This window comes from Streptomyces aquilus (assembly GCF_003955715.1).
Taxonomy (GTDB): domain Bacteria; phylum Actinomycetota; class Actinomycetes; order Streptomycetales; family Streptomycetaceae; genus Streptomyces; species Streptomyces aquilus.
In genome coordinates, this window is sequence record NZ_CP034463.1 from 1,134,691 (window position 1) to 1,153,558 (window position 18,868).

Here is an 18,868-nt window from a genome sequence, read left to right on the forward strand (position 1 = left end):
AACACGTTAAAGGTCAAGGTTTCTAACTCGTTAAAGGTGGAGCCGTCACGACTCTTGACAGGGGCGTGGCGCGGTTCCCATCATCTGGGGCATCAACCCTGAACTAACACGAGTTAGGCCCGTTGGATGACCGACTCGCACTTCTCTCGCCGCTCGCTGTTGCGGTACGGCGCCTACGGCGCGGGTGCCGCCGCGCTGGCCGGCACCGCCGCGAGCTGGGACCGGCTCACCGGAGCCGACATACCCGGCCGCGACGACGGTTCCCTAGTCGTCGCCACCCTCGGCCCGGCCTACGGCCCGGCGGCCATCCGCACGCTCACCGAGGGTTTCAAGAAGGTCCACCCCGACATCAAGCTGCGGATCAACGCGGTGCAGGCCACCGACTGGTCCGACTTCTTCGCCAAGATCCTCACCCAGATCGCGGCGGGCACCGCCCCCGACCTCGTGTACGTCGCCACCGAGGGCGTCCAGCTGTTCGCCCAGCGCCTCGGCGTCGCCCTCGACAAGTGGGTGAAGCGCGACGCCGACGAGCTGCGCGAGTACTTCGCCGACGTCCACCCCTCGCTGGTCGAGTCGATGATGTACGAGGGCAGCCTCTACCAGCTCCCCGTCGAGTTCAACGCGGCCGACATCTACCTCAACCACCAGGTCCTGAAGCGGGCGGGCGCGTCCTTCCCGGCGGCCGACTGGACCCGTGACGACTTCACCACGCTGCTGCGGGACATGAAGAAGTCCAGCGGTTCGCAGTTCACGCCGTACTTCTGGACCAACCGGCTGTGGGGCGGGGTCGTGCCGTGGCTGTTCGCCAACGGCACCAACCTGCTGAGCGAGTCCAAGGCGCCCGGCGGCTCCTGGCTGTGGGACTCCTTCTACCCGGCCGCCGACCGGCAGGGCCGCGGCGGCGGTTACCGGTGGACGACCCCGCAGGCCACCCACGAACGCGTCGAGGAGGCGTACGACTATCTGGCCTCCCTCATCCAGGAGGACCTGTGCACCCGCCCCGAGGGCGGCAACGGCCAGAACCTCATCGGCGTGTTCTCCACCGGCCGGGTCGGCGTGACCCCGGCCGGCGGCTTCTGGGCGGGCGGCCTGAACCTGGCGGGCATGAAGAACGGCAGCTTCGACGTGCAGTACTTCCCGCGCTGGCGCACCCAGCGCATGCAGTTCGGCGCCGCCGGCTACGCCCTGCTGCGCACCTCGAAACTCCAGGACGAGGCCTGGGAGTTCATCAAGTTCGCATCCCGCAGGGACACCCTGATGCGGCTCTTCGAGACCAACCAGACCACCCCGGCCCGCCGCTCGATGCTCACCGCCGACCGCTACCGCGAGATGGGCCCCAGCCACTGGCAGGTCTTCTACGACACCCTCGACAAGTTCCCCGACACCGGGCCGATCCCCGCCCCGCCGCAGGTCGCCGAGGTCGAGCAGGTGCTGCTCAAGCACACCGGGACCGCCCTGGCCTCGCGGCGCTCGGTGGCCCCCGCGCTGCGCCGGATGCAGTCCGATCTGGAGAAGGCCATGGAGCGTGACGTATGACGAACACCCAGATACCCGCCGTACGGCCGCAGCAGCAGGTGCCCGAGGCCGCCCCCGCGACCCGGCCGTCCGCCCGCGAGCGCGGGACCCGGCTGCTGGCCGCGCTGTTCCTGGCGCCGACCATCGTCGGGATCGTGATCTTCACGGTCGTCCCGATCGTCGGATCGGTCGTGCTGAGCCTCTTCCACTGGAACGTGATCGACTCGCCCACGTTCGCCGGAGCGGCCAACTACCGCGAGATGGTGAACGATTCGACCGTTCTGGTCTCCTTCCGCAACACGCTCGTGTTCATGGTGCTCGCGGTGGCGCTCCAGCTGCTCATCGCGCTCACCCTCGCCCTGGCGGTCAACGGACGCATGCCGGTGTGGCTGCGGTCGGTGTTCCGCTCGGCGTTCTTCTTCCCGCTCATCCTCTCCGCCGCGTCGATCTCGGTGGTGATGAAGTACCTGTTCAACCAGGACTTCGGCGTCGTGAACTGGGGCCTCGGCCTCCTCGGAATCGCTCCCGTGCCCTGGCTGACCTCGGAGAACTCCGCGATGGCCGCGGTCATCCTGGTCTACGTCTGGCAGCAGTTCGGCTTCTCGTTCCTGCTGTTCGTCGGCGGTCTGAACAACATCCCCAAGGAGATCCACGAGGCCGCCTCCCTCGACGGCGCGACCGGACTGCGCAAGCACCTCAGCGTCACGCTGCCGCTGCTGTCCCCGACCCTGCTGGTCGCCTCGGTGGTCGGCATCATCAACGCCCTCCAGGTCTTCGAGCAGCCGTACGTCCTGACCAACGGCGGGCCCGGCGACTCCACGCGCACCGTCGTGATGGTCATCTACGAGACCGCGTTCGAGCAGTTGCGCTTCGGTGAGGCGTCCGCGGTGGGCGTGCTGCTGTTCGTGCTCGTCATGGCGGTCACCGCCCTCCAGTTCCGGCTCAGCCGGCGTTTCGTCCACTACCAGTGAGCCGGGTGAACTCCCTATGAGCCAAGCGACCTTGACCGCGAGCCGGGCACGGCACACCCTCGCGCCCTGGGCGCGGATCGCCGGACTGGCGGTCTGCGCCCTGCTGACCCTGGGACCGGTCATCTGGACCGTCTCGACCTCGCTGCGCACCCCGGCGGAGTCCTTCGACCTGCCGCCGAAGATCATTCCGACCAGTCCGACGATCGAGTCGTACCGTGGTGTCTTCGATCAGATCGATGTGTGGCTGCTGGCCCTCAACTCCACGCTGGTGACCGCTTTGATCGCGGTCGGCCAGATGATCACGGCCGGGCTCGCGGGGTACGCGTTCGCCCGCCTGGAGTTCCGTTTCAAGAAGCCGCTGTTCGGTCTGGTGCTGGCGACCATGATGGTCCCCTTGCAGGTCACGATCGTTCCGGTGTTCCTGGTGCTCAAGTCGATGGGGCTGACCGACACCCTGCTCGGTCTGATCATTCCGGCGTTCCCGACCGCCTTCGGCACCTTCCTGATGCGGCAGTACTTCCTCGGTATGCCGAAGGACCTGGGCGAGGCGGCGATGCTGGACGGCTGCGGGCCCTGGCGGACCTTCCGGTCGGTCTACGCCCCGCTGGCCACGCCCGGCCTCGCGATCGTCGGCGTGCTCGCCTTCAACTACCACTGGAACGAGTTCTTCCGGCCGCTGATCCTGGAGACCTCCGGCCAGAACTACACCCTGCCGCTGGGCCTCGTCTCGCTCCAGGGCAACCTCGGCACCGGCTCCATCTCGGTGGTCCTCGCCGGTGTCGTGCTCTCCATGATCCCCGCCGTCGCCGTGTTCGTCGTCGGCCAGCGCCCTCTGCGCGAGGGCATCACGTCCGCAGGAGTCAACCGTTGAACGTCGACCCCGACGCCCCGCGTTTCAGGGTCCGCCCGCCCGCCAACTGGATCAACGACCCGAACGGGCCGTTCCGTTGGCGGGACCGGTACCACCTCTTCTACCAGCACAACCCCGACGCCCCCGTCCACGCGAACGTCCACTGGGGCCATGTCTCCAGCCCCGACCTCGCCCACTGGGAGCACCACCCGATCGCGCTCACCCCGACGCCCGGCGGCCCCGACGAGGCGGGCTGCTGGTCGGGTTGCGTGGTCGACGACGACGGCGTTCCGACCGCCGTCTACACCGGCATCGACCGCCGGCACACCGGCCTCGGCACGATCTGCCTGGCCCGTTCCGTGGTCCCCGACGACGAGACCCTCACCGACTGGAAGCCGCTGCCGACGCCTGTGGTGAGCGGGCCCCCGGAGGGCCTGGACGTGGTGATGTTCCGCGACCCGTTCGTCTTCCGCACCGGCGGACGACGCTGGGCCCTGGTCGGCGCGGGCCACGCCGACGGCACGCCCTCCGTCCTGCTCTACGACTGCGAGCGCCTCACCGAATGGCGCTTCGCGGGCGTGCTGCTGGACGGCGACGACCCGGTCGCGACGGACGTGTTCGGCGACAAGGCGGTCGGCTGGGAGTGCCCGCAGCTGTGTGCGACGGACGGCGGCGAGTGGGTGCTGGTGGTGTCGCTGTGGGACGGCGACCCGATGAGCACCGGATATCTGACGGGCCGTCTGGACCCGCACGGCGAGGGCGGATTGAGGTTCTCGGCACGCGGCGGCGGTCAACTCGACCACGGACGCGACTTCTACGCCCCCGCCGTGCTCCAGGAGGAGGACCGGGCCCTGATGTGGGGCTGGTCGTGGGAGTCCCGCGAGCAGGGCGCGATCGACCGCGCGGGCTGGGCCGGCACCCTCACCGCGCCCAGGGTCGTGGGCGTCCACACGGACGGCGCGCTGAGCGTCGTACCGGCACCGGAACTCCAACTCCTGCGCGCACCCGAGCCGTTCGTGACCGCGCCGGGCGGACGGACCCCGCTGCCGCGGTCGTACGACCTGACGGTCACCGCGCGGACCCGCACGACCGTGGGTCTGCTGCGGTCCGCGGACGGCGCGGAACTGACCGTCGTCCTCGATCCGGACGAGGGCAGGGTGACCGTGGACCGCGGGGCGGGCGGCCCGGCGCCCGTCGTCGTGCGGGCGCCCGCACGGCAGGTGCGCCTTCTCGTCGACGGCTCCCTCGTGGAGGTGTTCGTCGACGACCGGGCGACGGTCACCGAGCGGGTCTACCGGCGCGACGGCGACGTAACGGAGCTCACCGTGTCGGGAGCCGGGGCGACCGTCATCGGATGGGAGCAGGTCCCACCGACGCACGGCTGATCACCGGGCACGCGAGACGCCGTACCGTCGCGGGCGGCGTCTTGCCCGTGTCGATCGCGTCGAGGAGCAGCCGCGTCGCCGCCTCGCCCATCGCCCGGTGCGGCAGCGCGATGGTGGTGAGGGGCGGGGACAGATAGGCGGCCATGTGCTCCTGGTCGTCGTAGCCGACCACGGACAGGTCCTCGGGGACGGACAGCCCGAGGCGGGTCGCGGCGTGCAGGACGCCCGCCGCGACCCGGTCGTTGTAGCAGAAGATGCCGGTGGGGCGGCGGTCGGCGGGCACCCGGTCGAGCAGCTTGAGCGCTCCCTCGTGCCCGCCGGAGATCTCGCCGCCGGTCCGTACCACCCACTCCTTCGGGACGGTGATCCCCTCGGCGCGCAGCGCGTCGCGGAAACCGCGCAGCCGCTCCACGGAGGCGATGTCGTCGAGGCCGCCGACGTGGGCGATCCTGCGGTGCCCCTCGTCGAGGAGCAGCCGGGCCGCCGTACGGCCTCCCGCGCGCTCGGCGGGGATGACGGCGGGCAGGGAGTCGTCCTCGGGGACGCAGTTGGCGAGGACGGAATGGGTGCGGTGCAGGCCCTCCGGGACGCGGACCCGGCGCAGGGAGAAGGCGGCGTAGATGATGCCGTCCACGCGCCGGTCGAGGAGTTCGGCGACCGCCGCGTCCTCCTTGGCGGGGTCGCCGCCGGAGTCGACGGTCAGGACGAGGTGCTCGCTGTCCCAGGCCGTCTCCATGGCACCGCGCAGCAGCCGCCCCGCGAACGGCGAGGAGGCGATCTCGTCGGTGACCAGGCCGATCACGGCGGTACGGCGGCGGCGCAGGCCACGGGCGACGGGGTCGGGTCGGTAGCCGAGCTGGGCGGCGGCCTGGCGGATGCGTTCCTGGGTGGCCGGCGAGAGGTTTCCCTCGGCGCGGCCGTTGAAGACGAAGGAGACCGCCGTGTGCGAGACGCCGGCGAGCCGCGCCACGTCCCGTGACGTGGGGCGTTGCTTGCCCGTCGGCTGCTGCTCCTCGGTGCTGCCCATGCCGTCCGCTGCCCTCGTCCCCGCCGTCCGCTTGATCACCACTCACCCTATCCGTGACGCTGGAGGGACGACATGGTCGAGGGAAAGGTCCGGCAGTGAGCAACGTCCCGGTACACACACTCAACGACGGCACGAGCTTCCCGGCGATCGGCCTGGGCACCTGGCCCCTGGACGACGCGGACGCGGAACGGGCGGTGACCGAGGCCCTGCGGGTGGGCTACCGCCTGGTCGACACGGCGACGAACTACCGTAACGAGGCCGGAGTCGGCCTCGGCGTCGCCCGCAGCGAAGTCCCGCGCGAGGAGGTCGTGGTGACCACGAAACTCCCGGGCCGCCACCACGGGTACGAGGAGACCCTGGCGTCCTTCGAGGAGTCCCGCCGCCGGCTCGGCCTGGACTACGTCGACCTGTATCTGATCCACTGGCCGCTCCCCCGCGTCGACAAGTACGTGGACTCCTGGCGGGCCATGATCAAGCTGCGCGAGGACGGTCTCGTGCGGTCGATCGGGGTCTCCAACTTCACGTCCGAGCACATCGAGCGGCTGGAGAAGGAGACGGGCGTGCTGCCGTCCGTCAACCAGATCGAGCTGCACCCGCACTTCCCGCAGGAGGAGCTGCGCGCCTTCCACGCCGCGAAGGGGATCGTCACCGAGAGCTGGAGTCCGCTGGGCCGCCGTGCCGACCTGCGGGACGACCCCGTGGTGGCCGGCATCGCCGAGGCGCACGGGGTGACGCCGGGCCAGGTGGTGCTGCGCTGGCACACCCAGCTCGGCGCGGTGCCCATCCCGAAGTCGTCCGACCCCGGGCGGCAGCGAGCGAACCTCGACGTCTTCGGCTTCGAGCTGGACCCGGACCAGCTGGCGGCGATCGCCGACCGGAAGCATGTGCGGCAGGGCGGCGATCCGGAGACGCACGAGGAGTTCTGAGCCCGCGGGAGGAGTCGCGAACGGCTGAGCGGGACCTGCTGCGGGACTACCACGGCAAGAGGGACTTCGGCCGGACCGGTGAGCCGCGGGGGCGGCAGGCGCCCTCGGGCGACGCACCCGGGTTCGTCGTGCAGATCCATGGAGTCCGTCCGGCGAGCCCCGGGACAAGCGGCTCGCCGTGCCGACCGAGGACCATCCGCTGGAGTACGAGGAGTACGAAGGGGTGATCCCGCGGGGCGAGTACGGCGGCGGGACCGTGATCGTGTGGGCTCGCGGGACGTACGAGCCGCTCAGCCACGACCGCGACGGGCGGCCCGTCGACGCGGATCACGCACGGCGGTACGGCACGCCCGGTCCACGGCGCGCCCGTTCGGTCCGCTCCGGCCGGACGCTCGCCCAGGTCGCCGGGAACGGCTGATGACAGTCTGCTGAATCCGCCCCCAACTGCCCATCTCTGCCTCTATGTTCGCAGCGGTACGCCGTGATCGTCCGCCCGAGCCTCTGGAGGCCCCCGTATGCGCACCCCGCTCCGCGTCGCCACAGCCGGGACGCTGGCCCTGGTCACCGCCCTCGCCGGGGGCACCGCCGCCCGCGCCACCCCGCCGGGTCCCGGGGTCACCGCGAAGCTGATCGCCCAGAAGACCGTGGGCGGCACCGACTACACGGTCCGGGAGATCACCGTGCCGCCCGGCCAGGCGACCGGATGGCACTACCACGACGGTGTCGTGTACGGGTACGTGAAGCAGGGCACGCTCACGCACTACCACTCCGACTGCGCCGTCGACGGCGTCTACACCCAGGGCACCGTCGTGCGCGAGCCGGGCGGGCCGAGCGACATCCATCTCGGGCGCAACCTCGGCGACACCCCGCTCGTCCTGGAGGTGCTGTACGTGCTGCCGCACGGCTCGCCGTTCTCCGAGGACGTGCCCAACCCGGGCTGCCCCTTCCAGTAGGGGGACCCGGTGATCAGCCCGGGGGCAGGGGCTGTTCGGCCCAGATCGTCTTGCCGGAGCCGGTCTGTCTGCTGCCCCAGCGCTGGGTGAGCTGGGCGACCAGCAGCAGTCCGCGCCCGCCCTCGTCGTAGGCGTGCGCGCGGCGCAGGTGCGGTGAGGTGGAACTGCCGTCGGAGACCTCGCAGATGAGGGTCCGGTCGCGGATCAGCCGGAGCTGGACGGGCGGTTCGCCGTACCGGATGGCGTTGGTGACGAGTTCGCTGACGACGAGTTCGGTGACGAAGGCCGCCTCGTCCAGTCCCCACGCGGTCAGTTGCTCGGTGGCGTCCTGCCGGGCCTGGGCCACCTGGGCCGGGTCGGGCGGGATGTCCCAGGTGGCGACGCGGTCGGCGCCGAGCGCCCGGGTGCGGGCCAGCAGCAGGGCCACGTCGTCGCTGGGCTCCTCCGGCAGGACCGCCTTCAGGACCGTGTCGCACAGGGCGTCGAGGGAGCTGGCGGGCGCGGTCAGGGCCCGGCACAGTTCGCTCGTCGTGTGGTCGATGTCGCGGTCGCGGTCCTCGACGAGGCCGTCGGTGTAGAGGGCGACGATCGCGCCCTCGGGGAGTTCCACCTCGCCGGCCTCGAAGGGAAGGCCGCCGACGCCGAGCGGGGGTCCCGCGGTCATGGGGACGCATTCCGCGGTGCCGTCCGGCAGTACCAGGGCGGGCGGCGGATGGCCGGCGGCGGCGAAGGTGAGACGCCGCGAGACGGGGTCGTAGACGGCGTAGAGACAGGTCGCGCCGAGCTCCGCCACCTCGTCGTCGCTGTCGTCGCCGGCCAGGTGGGTGACCAGGTCGTCGAGGTGGGTGAGGAGTTCGTCGGGCGGCAGGTCGACGTCGGCGAGGGTGCGCACGGCCGTGCACAGGCGGCCCATCGTCGCCGAGGAGGAGATGCCGTGGCCGACCACGTCGCCGACGACGAGGGCGACGCGGCCGCCGGACAGCGGGATCACGTCGAACCAGTCGCCGCCGATGCCCGCGAGGGAACCGGAGGGCAGATAGCGGTGGGCGACCTCGACGGCCGCCTGTCCGGGCAGGCCCTTGGGCAGCAGGCTGTTCTGCAGGGCCAGCGCGGTGCTGCGTTCCCTGGCGAAGCGGCGGGCGTTGTCGACGCAGACGGCGGCCCGGCTGGCGAGTTCCTCGGCGAACACGGCGTCGTCGGGGCCGTAGTCGTCGGACTGGCTGATGCGGACGACGACGGCCACTCCGAGCGTGGTGCCGCGGGCCCGCAGGGGTACCGCCATCATCGAGTGGACGCCCGCGCGGTGGCGCTGTCCTGCGGGGGCGCGCGCGTTGCGCTCCGCGACCCACCGCATGAACGCGGGCTCGCCGGCCTGGCTGACGATGACCCGCCCTTCCCGTATCGCCCGGGCGGGCGGTGAGAACGAGGGATAGAAGTCCATCTCGCCCAGGTGCACGGCCGCTTCGGGGGTGCCCCCGGTCCGGGAGCCGTGGGCAACGCGGCGCAGCGGGACCTCTGTGTCGGTCAGCGCCGGCCCTTCCTCGGCTCCGAGGACCCAGTCGAACAGGTCCACGCTGGCGAAGTCGGCGAACCGGGGTACGACGACCCCGATCAGCTCCTCCGCCGTGCGCACGAGGTCGAGGGAGGTGCCGATGGTGGCGGCCGCCTCGTTCAGCAGGGCCAGTCGCTGGCGGGCCCAGTACTGCTCGGTGCTGTCGAAGGCCGCCATGCCGGTTCCGATGAGCCGGCCGTCGGCGTCTCTCACCGGCCACATCTCGGTGGTCCAGGCGTGCTCCCGGTTCGAGGACGGCGCGTGCGCGTAGCTCTCGTAGCGGGTCGGCCGGCCCGTCTCGATGACCTGCTCCAGATGGTGCAGGAATCCCCGGTTGTACCCGACGTCCAGAACGGTGTCCATGAAGTACCGGCCGAGCAGGGTCTCGGCGGGCACCCCCATCACCTGGCAGGAGGCCTCGTTGAGCCGCAGATAGTGCTGGCCGGTGTCGAACACGGACAACGACATGGAGGCCTGCTGGAAGGCCCGCTCCGTCAGGGAGGGCTCGCGTTCCCCGGGCGGCGCGGTGATCACGTATCCGGCGGGGCCGCCGCCCTCGCCCAGCACGGGGCATGCCGTGAGGTGCAGGGCGACGGACGACCCGTCGCGGTGGCGCAGGACGACGGTGCCGGCCAGCGTGGCCACGGCTTCGGGCGGCGGGTCCTCGGCGAGCAGCTCACGCACCGGCCGCCCCACGGCCTCCTCGGCCGGGTAGCCGGTCAGTCGCCGGGCACCGTCGCTCCACCCCGTCACCGTGCCGCGGGCGTCGATGATCGCCGCGGCGGAGGCGTGCTCCATGTCGTCCAGGATGGTCCCTTTGCCGCACCGCATCAACCGCGGTGGGGCCTTCGGGACCCGGGCGTCACTTCCGGGGCGCCCGGGAGGCGAGCGCCCTCCACCGCCGCGCGGACGCGCGCGTCACTTCCGGTGGGCCCGCAACGCGGCGAGGGCCTTGTCCGCGTGGGTGTTCATCCGCAGCTCACTGCGCACGACCTCCAGGACCGTGCGGTCCTGTGCGATGACGAAGGTGACCCGCTTGGTGGGGGCCAGCGAGAAGCCGCGGGCCACGCCGAACCGCTCCCTGATGGTCCCGTCGGCGTCGGACAGCAGCGGCATGCCGAGCGAGTGGGCGCCCGCGAACTCCTGCTGGCGCTCCACGGAGTCCCCGCTGATGCCGACGGGACGGGCCCCGGCCGCGGCGAACTCGGCGGCCAGGTCGCGGAAGTGGCAGGCCTCCGCGGTGCAGCCGGGGGTCATCGCGGCCGGGTAGAAGAACAGCACGATCGGCCCGTCCGCCAGCAGTGAGGTCAGGCTGCGGGGCGTGCCGGTCTCGTCCGGCAGCTCGAAGTCCTCGATCGTGTCACCGACCGCTATCACCTTGCTCATGCCCGGCCCTTTCCGTTGTTCGCGACGTTGCGTGCCCACAGCACGAGGGGAAGTTGCAGCGGCAGCCGTCCCAGGGCGGCGGCCTTCTGCGGGGCGGGCCGGTCGCGCCAGTCGACGGCCATCTTCACGTTGGCGGGGAAGACCCCGACGAAGAACGCGGCGGTGGCGAGCGCGGCGGTGCGCCGGGTCCGGGGCAGCGCCACCCCGGCGGCCAGCGCCAGCTCCACGGCGCCGCTGGCGTACGTCCAGGTCCGCGGCTTGCCCGGCAGGGTGCGGGGGACGAGGGCGTCGAACTGACGGGGGTTGGCGAAGTGCGCGACGCCCGCTGTGGCCAGCAGGCCGGCGAGCAGCAGGGGTGAGCGTTGGGACCGCGGCACGGTTCCTCCTAGGGGGGTCTGCCGCGGGATATTACTGGACCGTACAACCAGGTCGTACGGCGGCCTCTTCCCTTATGGGGAACGCCGGTTGCGGGTTCCGGGCGTGTGGCCGAAGGAGCGGCGGAAGACGTCGATGAAGGCACTCGTGGAGGACCAGCCGCAGCGGTGGGCGACGGTCGTGACGGGCCGGCCGTCGGCCAGCATGCGCAGGGCGTGGTAGAGCCGGGCCTGGGTGCGCCACTGGGGGAAGGTCATGCCGAACTCGGTGCGGAAGAGGCGGCTGAGGGTGCGTTCGCTCGCGCCGGCGGCGGTGCCGAGGGCGGCCAGGGTGCGCGGGTCGGCCGGGTCGGCCTGGAGGATCGCGCAGACGGCGGCCAGGCGCGGGTCGGTGGCGGTGGGCAGGCGCAGCGGCTGCTGGGGGGAGGCGCGGAGCTGGTCGCGCAGGACGGCGAGCAGGCGGCGGCGTTCCGGGCCGCGGTCGTCCGGGTCGTGGGTGTAGGCGACGATCAGCTCGCTCAGCAGTGGGCTCACGGCGAGGACGGTGGGGGCGTCCAGACCGAGCGGGTTGTCGTCGGCTTGCAGGCCGACCAGGTGCAGGTGGAGGTGTCCGTGGGCGCGATGGGCGTGGACGGTGCCCGCGGGGACCCAGATGGCCCGGTTGCCGGGCGCGAACCAGGTGCCGGCGTCGGTGGTGACGGCGAGGACTCCCGCGCCCGCGTAGACGATCTGGTGGTCGTCGTGCACATGGGCGTCGATGCGGTCGCCGGCGGCCAGTCTCTGCGCCCGGGTCGGCGCCTTGGGCGTATGGCGGATGTCCGGCACAAGTAGGCAGTTTATCGAAAGCGCGCCACGCTCCGCCATCGCGACGATCAGGTCATGACCGCCATACGCCACCTCTCTCTGGGGCACGCCTGCGTCGACGTCTACCAGGGGGCCGTCGCCGCCCTGGTGCCGTACTTCGTCGCCGAGCGCGCCTACACCTACGCCGCCGCCTCGGGCGTCGTCCTCGCCGCGTCCCTGCTGTCGTCGGTGGTGCAGCCGCTGTTCGGGGCGCTCACCGACCGGTGGGCGATGCCGTGGCTGCTGCCACTGAGCACGCTGACGGGTGGGGCGGGGGTGGCGTTGAGCGGGGTCACCGGCTCCTACGGACTGACGCTCGCGGCGGTCGCCGTGTCCGGCGTCGGGGTCGCCGCCTACCACCCGGAGGCCGCCCGCGCGGCCCGCGCCGCGGCGCACGGCAGTCACACGGCGATGGGCTGGTTCGCGCTGGGCGGCAACGCCGGCTTCGCCGCGGCACCCCTGCTGGTCATGGCGGTCGTCGGCATGGGCGGCCTGCACGCCACTCCCCTGCTGGTCGCGCCCGCCCTGGTCGGCGCCGCCCTGTGCGCGGCGGCGGTCCGCGCCGCGGGCACCCGTGGGGAATCCGGGGGCACGACTGCCGGCTCGGGCCGCGACGACTGGTCGTCGTTCCTGCGGCTGTCGGGGGCGATCGTCTGCCGCTCGGTGGTGTTCGTCGGGCTGAGCGCCTTCGTCTCGCTGTACGTCCGCCTGCGCACCGAGGGCGGGGAGGCGGCGGGGACGGCCGCGCTGTGCGTGCTGTACGCCGGGGGCGCCTTCGGCACGGTGCTCGGGAGCCGGCTCGCGGAGCGGTACGGACGGCTGACGGTCGTACGGCGGTCGTACGTCGTGACGGTGGCCGCCGTCGCCGGGGTGGTGTTCGTGCCCGGGCCCGGCGTCCATCTGTGCGTCGGGCTCGCGTCGGCCGGACTGTACGTGCCGTTCTCCCTGCACGTCACGCTCGGCCAGGACTATCTGCCGACGCGCGTCGGCACGGCGAGCGGGGTCACGCTGGGGCTGACCGTGAGCATGGGCGGCCTCGCCGCCCCCGCCGTCGGGGCGCTCGCCGACGCCACGTCCCTCCAGGTCGCCCTGGCCCCGCTCATCGCGTTGCCGCTGCTGGGCCGGCTCCTGTTGTGCGGGCTGCGGGAGCCGGGTCCCGAGGGTCAGGTCGTGCCCGCGGACTCCAGCTCCTCCTCGGCGGCGTAGGCCAGGAAGTCGTCGACCATGCGGTGGAACAGCGTGGCGAGCTGTCCCAGCTCCTGCGGCGACCATTCCGCCAGCGCGAGCATCATGCCGCGGGCCCCCGCCTCCCGGACGCGGACGACGGCCTGGCGGCCGGCGTCGGTGAGCTCGATGCGGTGGGCGCGCCGGTCGTCGGGGTCGGGGAGCCGGGTGACGTGGCCGGACTTCTGCAGCTGCTGCACCGTGCGGGTCACGTGCGAGGCCTCGACACCCAGCCGGTTGGCCAGCTCCCCCGGCCGCAGCGGCTCCGAGTCGGCGACCTGCCGCAGCAGCGCCACGGCGGCGCGGTCCAGGGGCACCCCGGCCAGGGCCATGAGCCGCTCGTGCTGCCGGGCGCGCGTGCTCAGGTATGTGATGCGGTTCAGCGCGCGCTCGATCTCCCTGACTTCCGCGGAGGCGGGGCCGTCGGCGATCTCGGGGCGCGGTGGTGTGGGCATACGAGCCACTTTACCATCTCATTGCGTAACTCAAGTAATCTGCTGCTGGCGCTCCGGCGTCACCGGTGCCAGCCACATGCCGATGACCGCGTCCGCGAGACCGGAGGCGGCCGCCTGCCAACTGGCGCGCGGGGTGGGGCTGTTGTCGGCCAGGGCGCGCTCGCGCTCGGCGGAGACGTGCAGGATCAGATGGCGGGCCATCTCCCCGCGTTCGGCGCGGACTTCGGCGGGAAGCTCGGGCAGACAGCGCCTGACTCCCTCGACGATCTGCCGCAGGGACGGCGAGGCGAGGGACTCCTCGACCATGATCTGGTGGAGGGCCGGGTCGGTGGCGACCTGGGCGCAGAACCGCGCGTACCAGGTGGGGCTGCCGAGCGCGGCCAGGTGTTCGGGGACGGGGCGCACCAGGCAGTCCACCCAGTCCCGTACGTCGGTGGAGTCGCCGATGCCGGCCAGCAGCCGGGCGCGGATCTCCTCGATGCGCGCGGCGTGCTTGCGGATGATGGCGCGGACCAGGTCGGCCTTGGTGCCGAAGTGATAGCCGACGGCGGTGTTGTTGCCCTGTCCGGCGGCCTCGCCGACCTGGCGGTTGGAGACGGCGTAGACACCGCGCTCGGCGAACAGCCGCTCCGCCGCCGTCAGGATCAGCTCCCGGGTCGCGCTGACCTGCTCCGCCCGTACCGCCCTGCCTGCCGCCATCGTCGCCTTCCGTTCGCCGCGCCGGCGTCCCGCCGTGCTGTCGTACCGCGGTCGAAGCCTACGCAACGGCACGTCAACCGCGTCGACGTGTGCCGTCCACGATTCCGGCCGGGTCCGCGACCCGAGGGGTCCGTCCCCGGGCGCGTCCCCGCGTCGGCCGGTCCCGGTCTGGATGATGGTCCTGTTCGCCGCCGAGCCGGCGGCGCCCTCGACGCCGGTCACCGTCGCGGAGGCGGCTTCGAGGTGACCGCCCGCCTGCCGCCGTACCCCACCGCGACCACCGCCCCCACCGCACCGGAACCGGAAGAACGGACCCCATGACCATCCGCGTACTCCTCGCCGACGACCAGGCCCTGCTGCGGGCCACCTTCCGGATGCTCGTCGACTCCTGCCACGACATGGAGGTGGTCGGTGAGGCCGCCGACGGCGACGAGGCCGTCCGCCTCGCCCGCATCCACCGTCCCGACCTGGTCCTGATGGACATCCGGATGCCCGGCACCGACGGCCTCGCCGCCACGTCCGCCATCTGCGCCGATCCCGAGCTGAGGGACACCCGGGTGCTGATCCTCACCACGTCCGAGATCGACGAGTACGTGGCGCAGGCGCTGCGGGCCGGGGCGAGCGGCTTCCTCGGCAAGGACGTCACCGCGGACGCGCTGCTGGCAGGCGTGCGGACCGTGGCGGCGGGCGAGTCCCTGCTGTCGCCGCTCGCCACCCGCACGGTGATCAGCCGGTTCCTGGCCGCTCCGGCCCCGGGCGGCCCGGCGGCGACGCCGGGGGACCTGACCTCGCTCACCGCGCGGGAGCGCGAGGTGACGGCATGGGTGGCCGAGGGGCACTCCAACGAGGAGATCGCCGAGAAGCTGGTCGTCAGTCCGCTGCTGGTGCGCACCCATGTGCACCGCGCGATGACCAAGCTGGGCGCCCGGGACCGCGCCCAGCTCGTCGTCATCGCCTACCGGTCGGGGCTGGTACAGGTCGCGCCGCCCAACTGACCCGGCCCCCGGCCCGGGCGTCCAGCCGACCCAGCCCCCGCCGGGTCCACCATCCGCCTCAGCCCTCCGCGAGGGCATCCAGCCACTGCTGGAGCAGGCTCGACTCGGCCGTGGTGAACGACTTCGGCGGGGTGGCGCGCAGGCGGGCCGCGAGGGTGGCGGCGGCGACCGGCACGCCGTCCCGAGGTGCGGGCGCCGCCGTGCGGGTCAGCGAGTCGATCACCGCGTCGCGCAGCCGCGTCGAGAAGCCGGGGTCCGGGTACTGCTCGGGCCGGGTGAGCATCGACAGGGCCGCCCCTACGTTGGCGGACATGATCACCTGTGTGGCGACGGCGGGCGGAACGGTGAGGCGTCCGGCCGCGGCGCAGCGTTCGAGGATCGCGTGCAGCAGGGCGTGGGCCTCGCGCGCCGCGGCGGGCGGGACGGTCAGCTCGGGCGAGTACATCAGCCGGTAGTGGTGGGGGTGGTCGAGCGCGAAGCGCATGTGGTTGTCCCATCCGCTCCTGAGGTCGGCGACGGGGTCGTCACCGGGCCGGGCCGCCCGCTTGGAGGCGAGGTACTGCTCGAAACCCCGGTCCACCACGGCGGCCAGCAGTCCGGCCTTGTCGCCGAAGAGCCGGTAGAGCATCGGCGCCCCGACCCCGGCCGCCTCGCACACGGCCCGCGTCGAGACCTCGGCGGCCGGCGACTCGGCCAGCAGCTTCGCGGCGGCATCCAGGATCTTTTCCCTCGCGTCCATGGGTGCACGGTACGCCATCCGTAGCGGCGATACGAATGGGGAATAGCATCGCTACGATCCTGTGTTATCGTCGCTACGAGATGAACGTAGCGCCGCTAAATCATGAGGGAGCCACCATGACCACCACCGAACCCGGCACCGGACAGCGCGTCGCGATCGTGACCGGCGGCTCGCGCGGCATCGGACGTCAGGTCGCCCGGCAGCTCGCCGCCGACGGTTTCGCCGTCGTGGTCGGCTACGCGGGCAGCAAGGACGCGGCCGACGAGGTCGTGCGCGAGATCGAGGCCGAGGGCGGCAGCGCCTGCGCCGCCCGCGCGGACGTCGGCGACGAGACCGAGGTCGCCGCCCTGTTCGACCAGGCCGAGACGGTGTACGGCGGCGTGGACGCCGTGGTGCACGCGGCGGGCCGGATGCCGCTGGCCCCGATCGCGGAGCTGGACCTCGCCGACCTCGACGCGCTGTACCGCACCAACATCCGCGGCACGTTCGCCGTCGACCAGCAGGCCGCCCGCCGGCTCCGCCCGGGCGGGGCGCTGGTGAACGTCTCGTCCTCGGTGGTCGGCCTCGCCTTCCCGGGCTACGGCGCGTACGCCGCGAGCAAGGGCGCGGTCGAGGCGCTGACGCTGATCCTCGCGCGGGAACTGCGCGGCCGTGACGTGACGGTGAACGCCGTGGCGCCCGGCCCGACCGCCACCGACCTCTTCCTGGACGGCAAGGACGAGGAGACGGTCGCCCGGCTGGCCGCGCAGCCCCCGCTGGAGCGTCTCGGCACCCCGCAGGACATCGCCGCCGTGGTGTCGTTCCTGACCGGCCCGGGCGGACGCTGGGTCAACGGGCAGGTGCTGCGGGCCAACGGCGGCATCATCTGAGGCGGCCCTCGCGGCCGCCGTTCAGGGGAAACCGCCCGCCGGCGGGCGTGCCGGGACACAGGCCCGTCGACAACTGAGCCGTGAGCCTCCCCCTGATCCCGCCCATGCTGGCCACGCCCGGCACCCTGCCGCCCGCCGCGCAGGACGCCCGGTGGGCCTACGAGACCAAGCAGGACGGCCAGCGCGTCGTGGCCTACCTGGCCGGGGACGGAAGCGTGACGCTGCGCGCCCGGTCGGGGGAGGACATCACCGCCGCCTATCCCGAACTGCGGTCGCTGGGCGACGCGCTCGGCCGCCGGTCCGCCGTCCTGGACGGCGAGATCCTGGCGCTCGACGCACGGGGCCGCGCCGACTTCCAGCTGCTCCAGTCCCGGATGGGCCTGGCCCACGCGCCCGCCCGGGCGGCACGGAAGGCGGCCGAGACGCCCGTCCACCTGGTGCTGTTCGACGTGATGCACCTGGCGGACCGGCCCTTGATCGCCCTCCCCTACCTCCGCCGGCGCGCACAGCTTCAGGAACTGGGCCTGGACGGCCCCTTCTGGTCCACGCCGGGCGCCCTCGTCGGGCACGGCGCCCAGGCCCTGGAAGCCACGCGCGTCCACGGTCTGGAGGGCCTCGTGTGCAAGCGGCTGGACTCGGTGTACGAACCCGGGGTGCGCTCCCGCGCCTGGGTCAAGATCCGGAACATGCACAGCGAGGACGTGATCGTGGGGGGCTGGCTGCCCGGCAAGGGGCGGCTCACCGGCCTGCCGGGCGCGGTCCTGGTGGGCCAGCGGGCCGCCGGGCGGCTGCGGTACGTCGGCAGCGTGGGCACGGGGTGGAGCGAAGCGGAACGGACGCACCTCGCCGGGCTGTTGGGCGCCGCCGCCACGGACGCCTGCCCCTTCAGCCCGGCACCCCGGGTCACCGGCGCCCACTGGGTGCTGCCCCGGCTGGTCGGTGAGGTCCGCTACAGCACCCGCACCCGCGCGGGCCTGTTGCGTCAGCCCTCCTGGCTGCGCCTGCGGCCGGACCTCACCCCGGAGGAATCGGCCGCCGACCTGCCGGACGATTCCGTCTGAGATCCCGGACGCCATCCAAGCGTTCGGACGGTTGTTACCTGTGAGTTGCTTACGACCTCTTGGCGCGGACATGAAAAGCCGGGAAGCTGTCCTGGCCCGGGAAGTGGAACCTCCAACTTCCCTCTCCCCCACAGCCGTTGGGCTGCGCCCGCACCAAGAGGAGGACGCAGTGTCGTCGAACCGTTCCGGAACGCACCGCAAGAGATGGGCGGTCGGCGCGGCCGGCGCCGCCGCCCTGGTGCTCGCCTTCCCCAGCACCGCCCTGGCCGCCCCGCCCTCGGCACTGCCGAGCAACGCCGAGGCCGCCGAGTACACGTACCAGCCCGCCTTCGACTACGACACGGACGGCTGCTACTCCTCGCCGGCGATCGGTCCCGACGGCACCATCAACGGCGGCCTCAAGCCGACCGGTTCGCTCAGCGGCGACTGCCACGACCTCTCGGACCTGAACAACACCAACAGCTACTCGCGCTACAAGTGCAACAACGGCTGGTGCGCCTACCTGTACGGCCTGTACTTCGAGAAGGACCAGGCCCTCGCGAACAGCAGCATCGGCGGCCACCGGCACGACTGGGAGCACGTCGTCATCTGGGTGCAGAACGGCACGGTCCAGTACGTGTCGACGTCCAACCACGGCTCGTTCACGGTGAGCGCGGCCTCCAGTGTCCGCTTCGAGGGCACGCACGCGAAGATCGTCTACCACAAGGACGGCATCAGCACCCACTGCTTCCGGCTGGCAGGCTCGGGCGACGAGCCGCCGGAGAACGCCAAGGGCACCTGGCAGTACCCGCCGCTGGTCGGCTGGAACGGCTACCCGTCGACGGCCCTCCGCGACAAGCTCAGCGCGTACGACTTCGGCAGCGCCAACTTCGGCCTGAAGGACGCCAACTTCGCCGCGCACCTGAGCTCGGCCAAGCCGTCCGGCATCGCGTTCGACCCGAACGCCTGATCAGCGCGGTCCTCGGGCGCGGGACCTAGGTCCCCCGCACCGCGGGTTTCCGTCCCGCGCCCGATCACCGCACCCTCGTACTCGGCATACCGTCC

Annotated in this window: 19 protein-coding genes and 1 pseudogene; 12 read left to right on the forward strand and 8 right to left on the reverse strand. The window is 72.4% G+C overall.

Features of this window, described 5'->3' with window-relative positions:
* Window positions 1-126 precede the first annotated feature (126 nt).
* Genes EJC51_RS05370 through EJC51_RS05385 form a run of 4 tightly spaced genes read left to right on the forward strand, consistent with a single transcriptional unit; the run spans window position 127 to window position 4,721 of the window.
* Window positions 127-1,536, forward strand: a complete 1,410-nt coding sequence (locus EJC51_RS05370) for an extracellular solute-binding protein (RefSeq protein WP_126269956.1) — start codon at window positions 127-129, stop codon at window positions 1,534-1,536.
* On the forward strand, window positions 1,533-2,486 hold the full coding sequence (locus EJC51_RS05375; protein WP_126269957.1) for a carbohydrate ABC transporter permease: 954 nt from the start codon (window positions 1,533-1,535) through the stop codon (window positions 2,484-2,486). Before EJC51_RS05370 ends, EJC51_RS05375 begins: the two co-directional genes overlap by 4 nt.
* 16 nt (window positions 2,487-2,502) lie before the next feature.
* On the forward strand, window positions 2,503-3,357 hold the full coding sequence (locus EJC51_RS05380) for a carbohydrate ABC transporter permease (protein WP_126269958.1): 855 nt from the start codon (window positions 2,503-2,505) through the stop codon (window positions 3,355-3,357).
* Window positions 3,354-4,721: a glycoside hydrolase family 32 protein gene (locus EJC51_RS05385; RefSeq protein WP_126269959.1), complete on the forward strand. Its 1,368-nt coding sequence runs from the start codon at window positions 3,354-3,356 to the stop codon at window positions 4,719-4,721. Before EJC51_RS05380 ends, EJC51_RS05385 begins: the two co-directional genes overlap by 4 nt.
* On the opposite strand, the gene EJC51_RS05390 is transcribed toward EJC51_RS05385, so the two are convergent.
* Window positions 4,684-5,748 carry a LacI family DNA-binding transcriptional regulator gene (locus EJC51_RS05390; protein ID WP_208870812.1) on the reverse strand — a complete coding sequence of 355 codons (1,065 nt, stop codon included), beginning with the start codon at window positions 5,746-5,748 and terminating at the stop codon, window positions 4,684-4,686. The genes EJC51_RS05385 and EJC51_RS05390 overlap by 38 nt on opposite strands.
* Window positions 5,749-5,843: 95 nt before the next feature.
* Here EJC51_RS05390 and EJC51_RS05395 point away from each other — a divergent pair, with 95 nt between their 5' ends.
* From EJC51_RS05395 to EJC51_RS05405, 3 genes and pseudogenes are all read left to right on the forward strand, one after another.
* Window positions 5,844-6,674, forward strand: a complete 831-nt coding sequence (locus tag EJC51_RS05395) for an aldo/keto reductase (protein WP_126269961.1) — start codon at window positions 5,844-5,846, stop codon at window positions 6,672-6,674.
* Between the two features lie 38 nt (window positions 6,675-6,712).
* A pseudogene (locus tag EJC51_RS05400) lies at window positions 6,713-7,092 on the forward strand (DNA polymerase ligase N-terminal domain-containing protein).
* A gap of 97 nt (window positions 7,093-7,189) precedes the next feature.
* Window positions 7,190-7,627 carry a cupin domain-containing protein gene (locus EJC51_RS05405; protein WP_126269962.1) on the forward strand — a complete coding sequence of 146 codons (438 nt, stop codon included), beginning with the start codon at window positions 7,190-7,192 and terminating at the stop codon, window positions 7,625-7,627.
* 13 nt (window positions 7,628-7,640) lie between these two features.
* On the opposite strand, the gene EJC51_RS05410 is transcribed toward EJC51_RS05405, so the two are convergent.
* The 4 genes from EJC51_RS05410 to EJC51_RS05425 all read right to left on the reverse strand — a co-directional run bounded on the left by EJC51_RS05410 (window position 7,641) and on the right by EJC51_RS05425 (window position 11,764).
* Window positions 7,641-9,977: a SpoIIE family protein phosphatase gene (locus EJC51_RS05410; protein WP_126269963.1), complete on the reverse strand. Its 2,337-nt coding sequence runs from the start codon at window positions 9,975-9,977 to the stop codon at window positions 7,641-7,643.
* Window positions 9,978-10,097: 120 nt separating this feature from the next.
* Complete coding sequence (locus EJC51_RS05415; RefSeq protein ID WP_126269964.1) at window positions 10,098-10,565, reverse strand: peroxiredoxin; 468 nt, start codon at window positions 10,563-10,565, stop codon at window positions 10,098-10,100.
* The gene (locus EJC51_RS05420) at window positions 10,562-10,942 is read right to left on the reverse strand and encodes a DoxX family protein (RefSeq protein ID WP_126269965.1); all 381 of its coding nucleotides are present in this window, start codon (window positions 10,940-10,942) and stop codon (window positions 10,562-10,564) included. The genes EJC51_RS05415 and EJC51_RS05420 overlap by 4 nt, the downstream gene beginning before the upstream one ends.
* 72 nt (window positions 10,943-11,014) lie before the next feature.
* A complete protein-coding gene (locus EJC51_RS05425; RefSeq protein WP_166682830.1) occupies window positions 11,015-11,764 on the reverse strand; it encodes an AraC family transcriptional regulator in 750 nt (249 codons plus the stop codon).
* Between the two features lie 54 nt (window positions 11,765-11,818).
* Between EJC51_RS05425 and EJC51_RS05430 the strand changes: the two genes are divergently transcribed.
* Window positions 11,819-12,988 (forward strand): MFS transporter, encoded by a 1,170-nt coding sequence (locus EJC51_RS05430; protein ID WP_126269966.1) that lies wholly within the window; start codon window positions 11,819-11,821, stop codon window positions 12,986-12,988.
* On the opposite strand, the gene EJC51_RS05435 is transcribed toward EJC51_RS05430, so the two are convergent.
* Window positions 12,946-13,461, reverse strand: coding sequence for a MarR family winged helix-turn-helix transcriptional regulator (locus EJC51_RS05435; protein ID WP_126269967.1), 516 nt, complete (start codon window positions 13,459-13,461; stop codon window positions 12,946-12,948). The two genes, EJC51_RS05430 and EJC51_RS05435, sit on opposite strands and share 43 nt — an antisense overlap.
* 30 nt (window positions 13,462-13,491) lie before the next feature.
* Window positions 13,492-14,160 (reverse strand): TetR/AcrR family transcriptional regulator, encoded by a 669-nt coding sequence (locus tag EJC51_RS05440; RefSeq protein WP_126269968.1) that lies wholly within the window; start codon window positions 14,158-14,160, stop codon window positions 13,492-13,494.
* 317 nt (window positions 14,161-14,477) lie between these two features.
* Between EJC51_RS05440 and EJC51_RS05445 the strand changes: the two genes are divergently transcribed.
* Window positions 14,478-15,155: a response regulator transcription factor gene (locus EJC51_RS05445; RefSeq protein ID WP_126269969.1), complete on the forward strand. Its 678-nt coding sequence runs from the start codon at window positions 14,478-14,480 to the stop codon at window positions 15,153-15,155.
* A 58-nt stretch (window positions 15,156-15,213) separates the two neighbouring features.
* On the opposite strand, the gene EJC51_RS05450 is transcribed toward EJC51_RS05445, so the two are convergent.
* Window positions 15,214-15,894 (reverse strand): TetR/AcrR family transcriptional regulator, encoded by a 681-nt coding sequence (locus EJC51_RS05450; RefSeq protein ID WP_126269970.1) that lies wholly within the window; start codon window positions 15,892-15,894, stop codon window positions 15,214-15,216.
* A gap of 116 nt (window positions 15,895-16,010) precedes the next feature.
* Between EJC51_RS05450 and EJC51_RS05455 the strand changes: the two genes are divergently transcribed.
* From EJC51_RS05455 to EJC51_RS05465, 3 genes are all read left to right on the forward strand, one after another.
* Window positions 16,011-16,763: an SDR family oxidoreductase gene (locus tag EJC51_RS05455; RefSeq protein ID WP_126269971.1), complete on the forward strand. Its 753-nt coding sequence runs from the start codon at window positions 16,011-16,013 to the stop codon at window positions 16,761-16,763.
* A gap of 80 nt (window positions 16,764-16,843) precedes the next feature.
* Window positions 16,844-17,824 carry an ATP-dependent DNA ligase gene (locus EJC51_RS05460; protein ID WP_126269972.1) on the forward strand — a complete coding sequence of 327 codons (981 nt, stop codon included), beginning with the start codon at window positions 16,844-16,846 and terminating at the stop codon, window positions 17,822-17,824.
* A gap of 169 nt (window positions 17,825-17,993) precedes the next feature.
* Window positions 17,994-18,773 (forward strand): NPP1 family protein, encoded by a 780-nt coding sequence (locus EJC51_RS05465; RefSeq protein ID WP_126269973.1) that lies wholly within the window; start codon window positions 17,994-17,996, stop codon window positions 18,771-18,773.
* Window positions 18,774-18,868: the final 95 nt, after the last annotated feature.

Bases quoted from the DNA above. Each gene is read 5' to 3' on its own strand.
- EJC51_RS05370 (WP_126269956.1), top strand. From the start codon at position 127: ATGACCGACTCGCACTTCTCTCGCCGCTCGCTGTTGCGGTACGGCGCC.
- EJC51_RS05375 (WP_126269957.1), top strand. From the start codon at position 1,533: ATGACGAACACCCAGATACCCGCCGTACGGCCGCAGCAGCAGGTGCCC.
- EJC51_RS05380 (WP_126269958.1), top strand. From the start codon at position 2,503: ATGAGCCAAGCGACCTTGACCGCGAGCCGGGCACGGCACACCCTCGCG.
- EJC51_RS05390 (WP_208870812.1), bottom strand. From the start codon at position 5,748: ATGGGCAGCACCGAGGAGCAGCAGCCGACGGGCAAGCAACGCCCCACG.
- EJC51_RS05405 (WP_126269962.1), top strand. From the start codon at position 7,190: ATGCGCACCCCGCTCCGCGTCGCCACAGCCGGGACGCTGGCCCTGGTC.
- EJC51_RS05410 (WP_126269963.1), bottom strand. From the start codon at position 9,977: ATGGAGCACGCCTCCGCCGCGGCGATCATCGACGCCCGCGGCACGGTG.
- EJC51_RS05415 (WP_126269964.1), bottom strand. From the start codon at position 10,565: ATGAGCAAGGTGATAGCGGTCGGTGACACGATCGAGGACTTCGAGCTG.
- EJC51_RS05430 (WP_126269966.1), top strand. From the start codon at position 11,819: ATGACCGCCATACGCCACCTCTCTCTGGGGCACGCCTGCGTCGACGTC.
- EJC51_RS05435 (WP_126269967.1), bottom strand. From the start codon at position 13,461: ATGCCCACACCACCGCGCCCCGAGATCGCCGACGGCCCCGCCTCCGCG.
- EJC51_RS05440 (WP_126269968.1), bottom strand. From the start codon at position 14,160: ATGGCGGCAGGCAGGGCGGTACGGGCGGAGCAGGTCAGCGCGACCCGG.
- EJC51_RS05445 (WP_126269969.1), top strand. From the start codon at position 14,478: ATGACCATCCGCGTACTCCTCGCCGACGACCAGGCCCTGCTGCGGGCC.
- EJC51_RS05450 (WP_126269970.1), bottom strand. From the start codon at position 15,894: ATGGACGCGAGGGAAAAGATCCTGGATGCCGCCGCGAAGCTGCTGGCC.
- EJC51_RS05455 (WP_126269971.1), top strand. From the start codon at position 16,011: ATGACCACCACCGAACCCGGCACCGGACAGCGCGTCGCGATCGTGACC.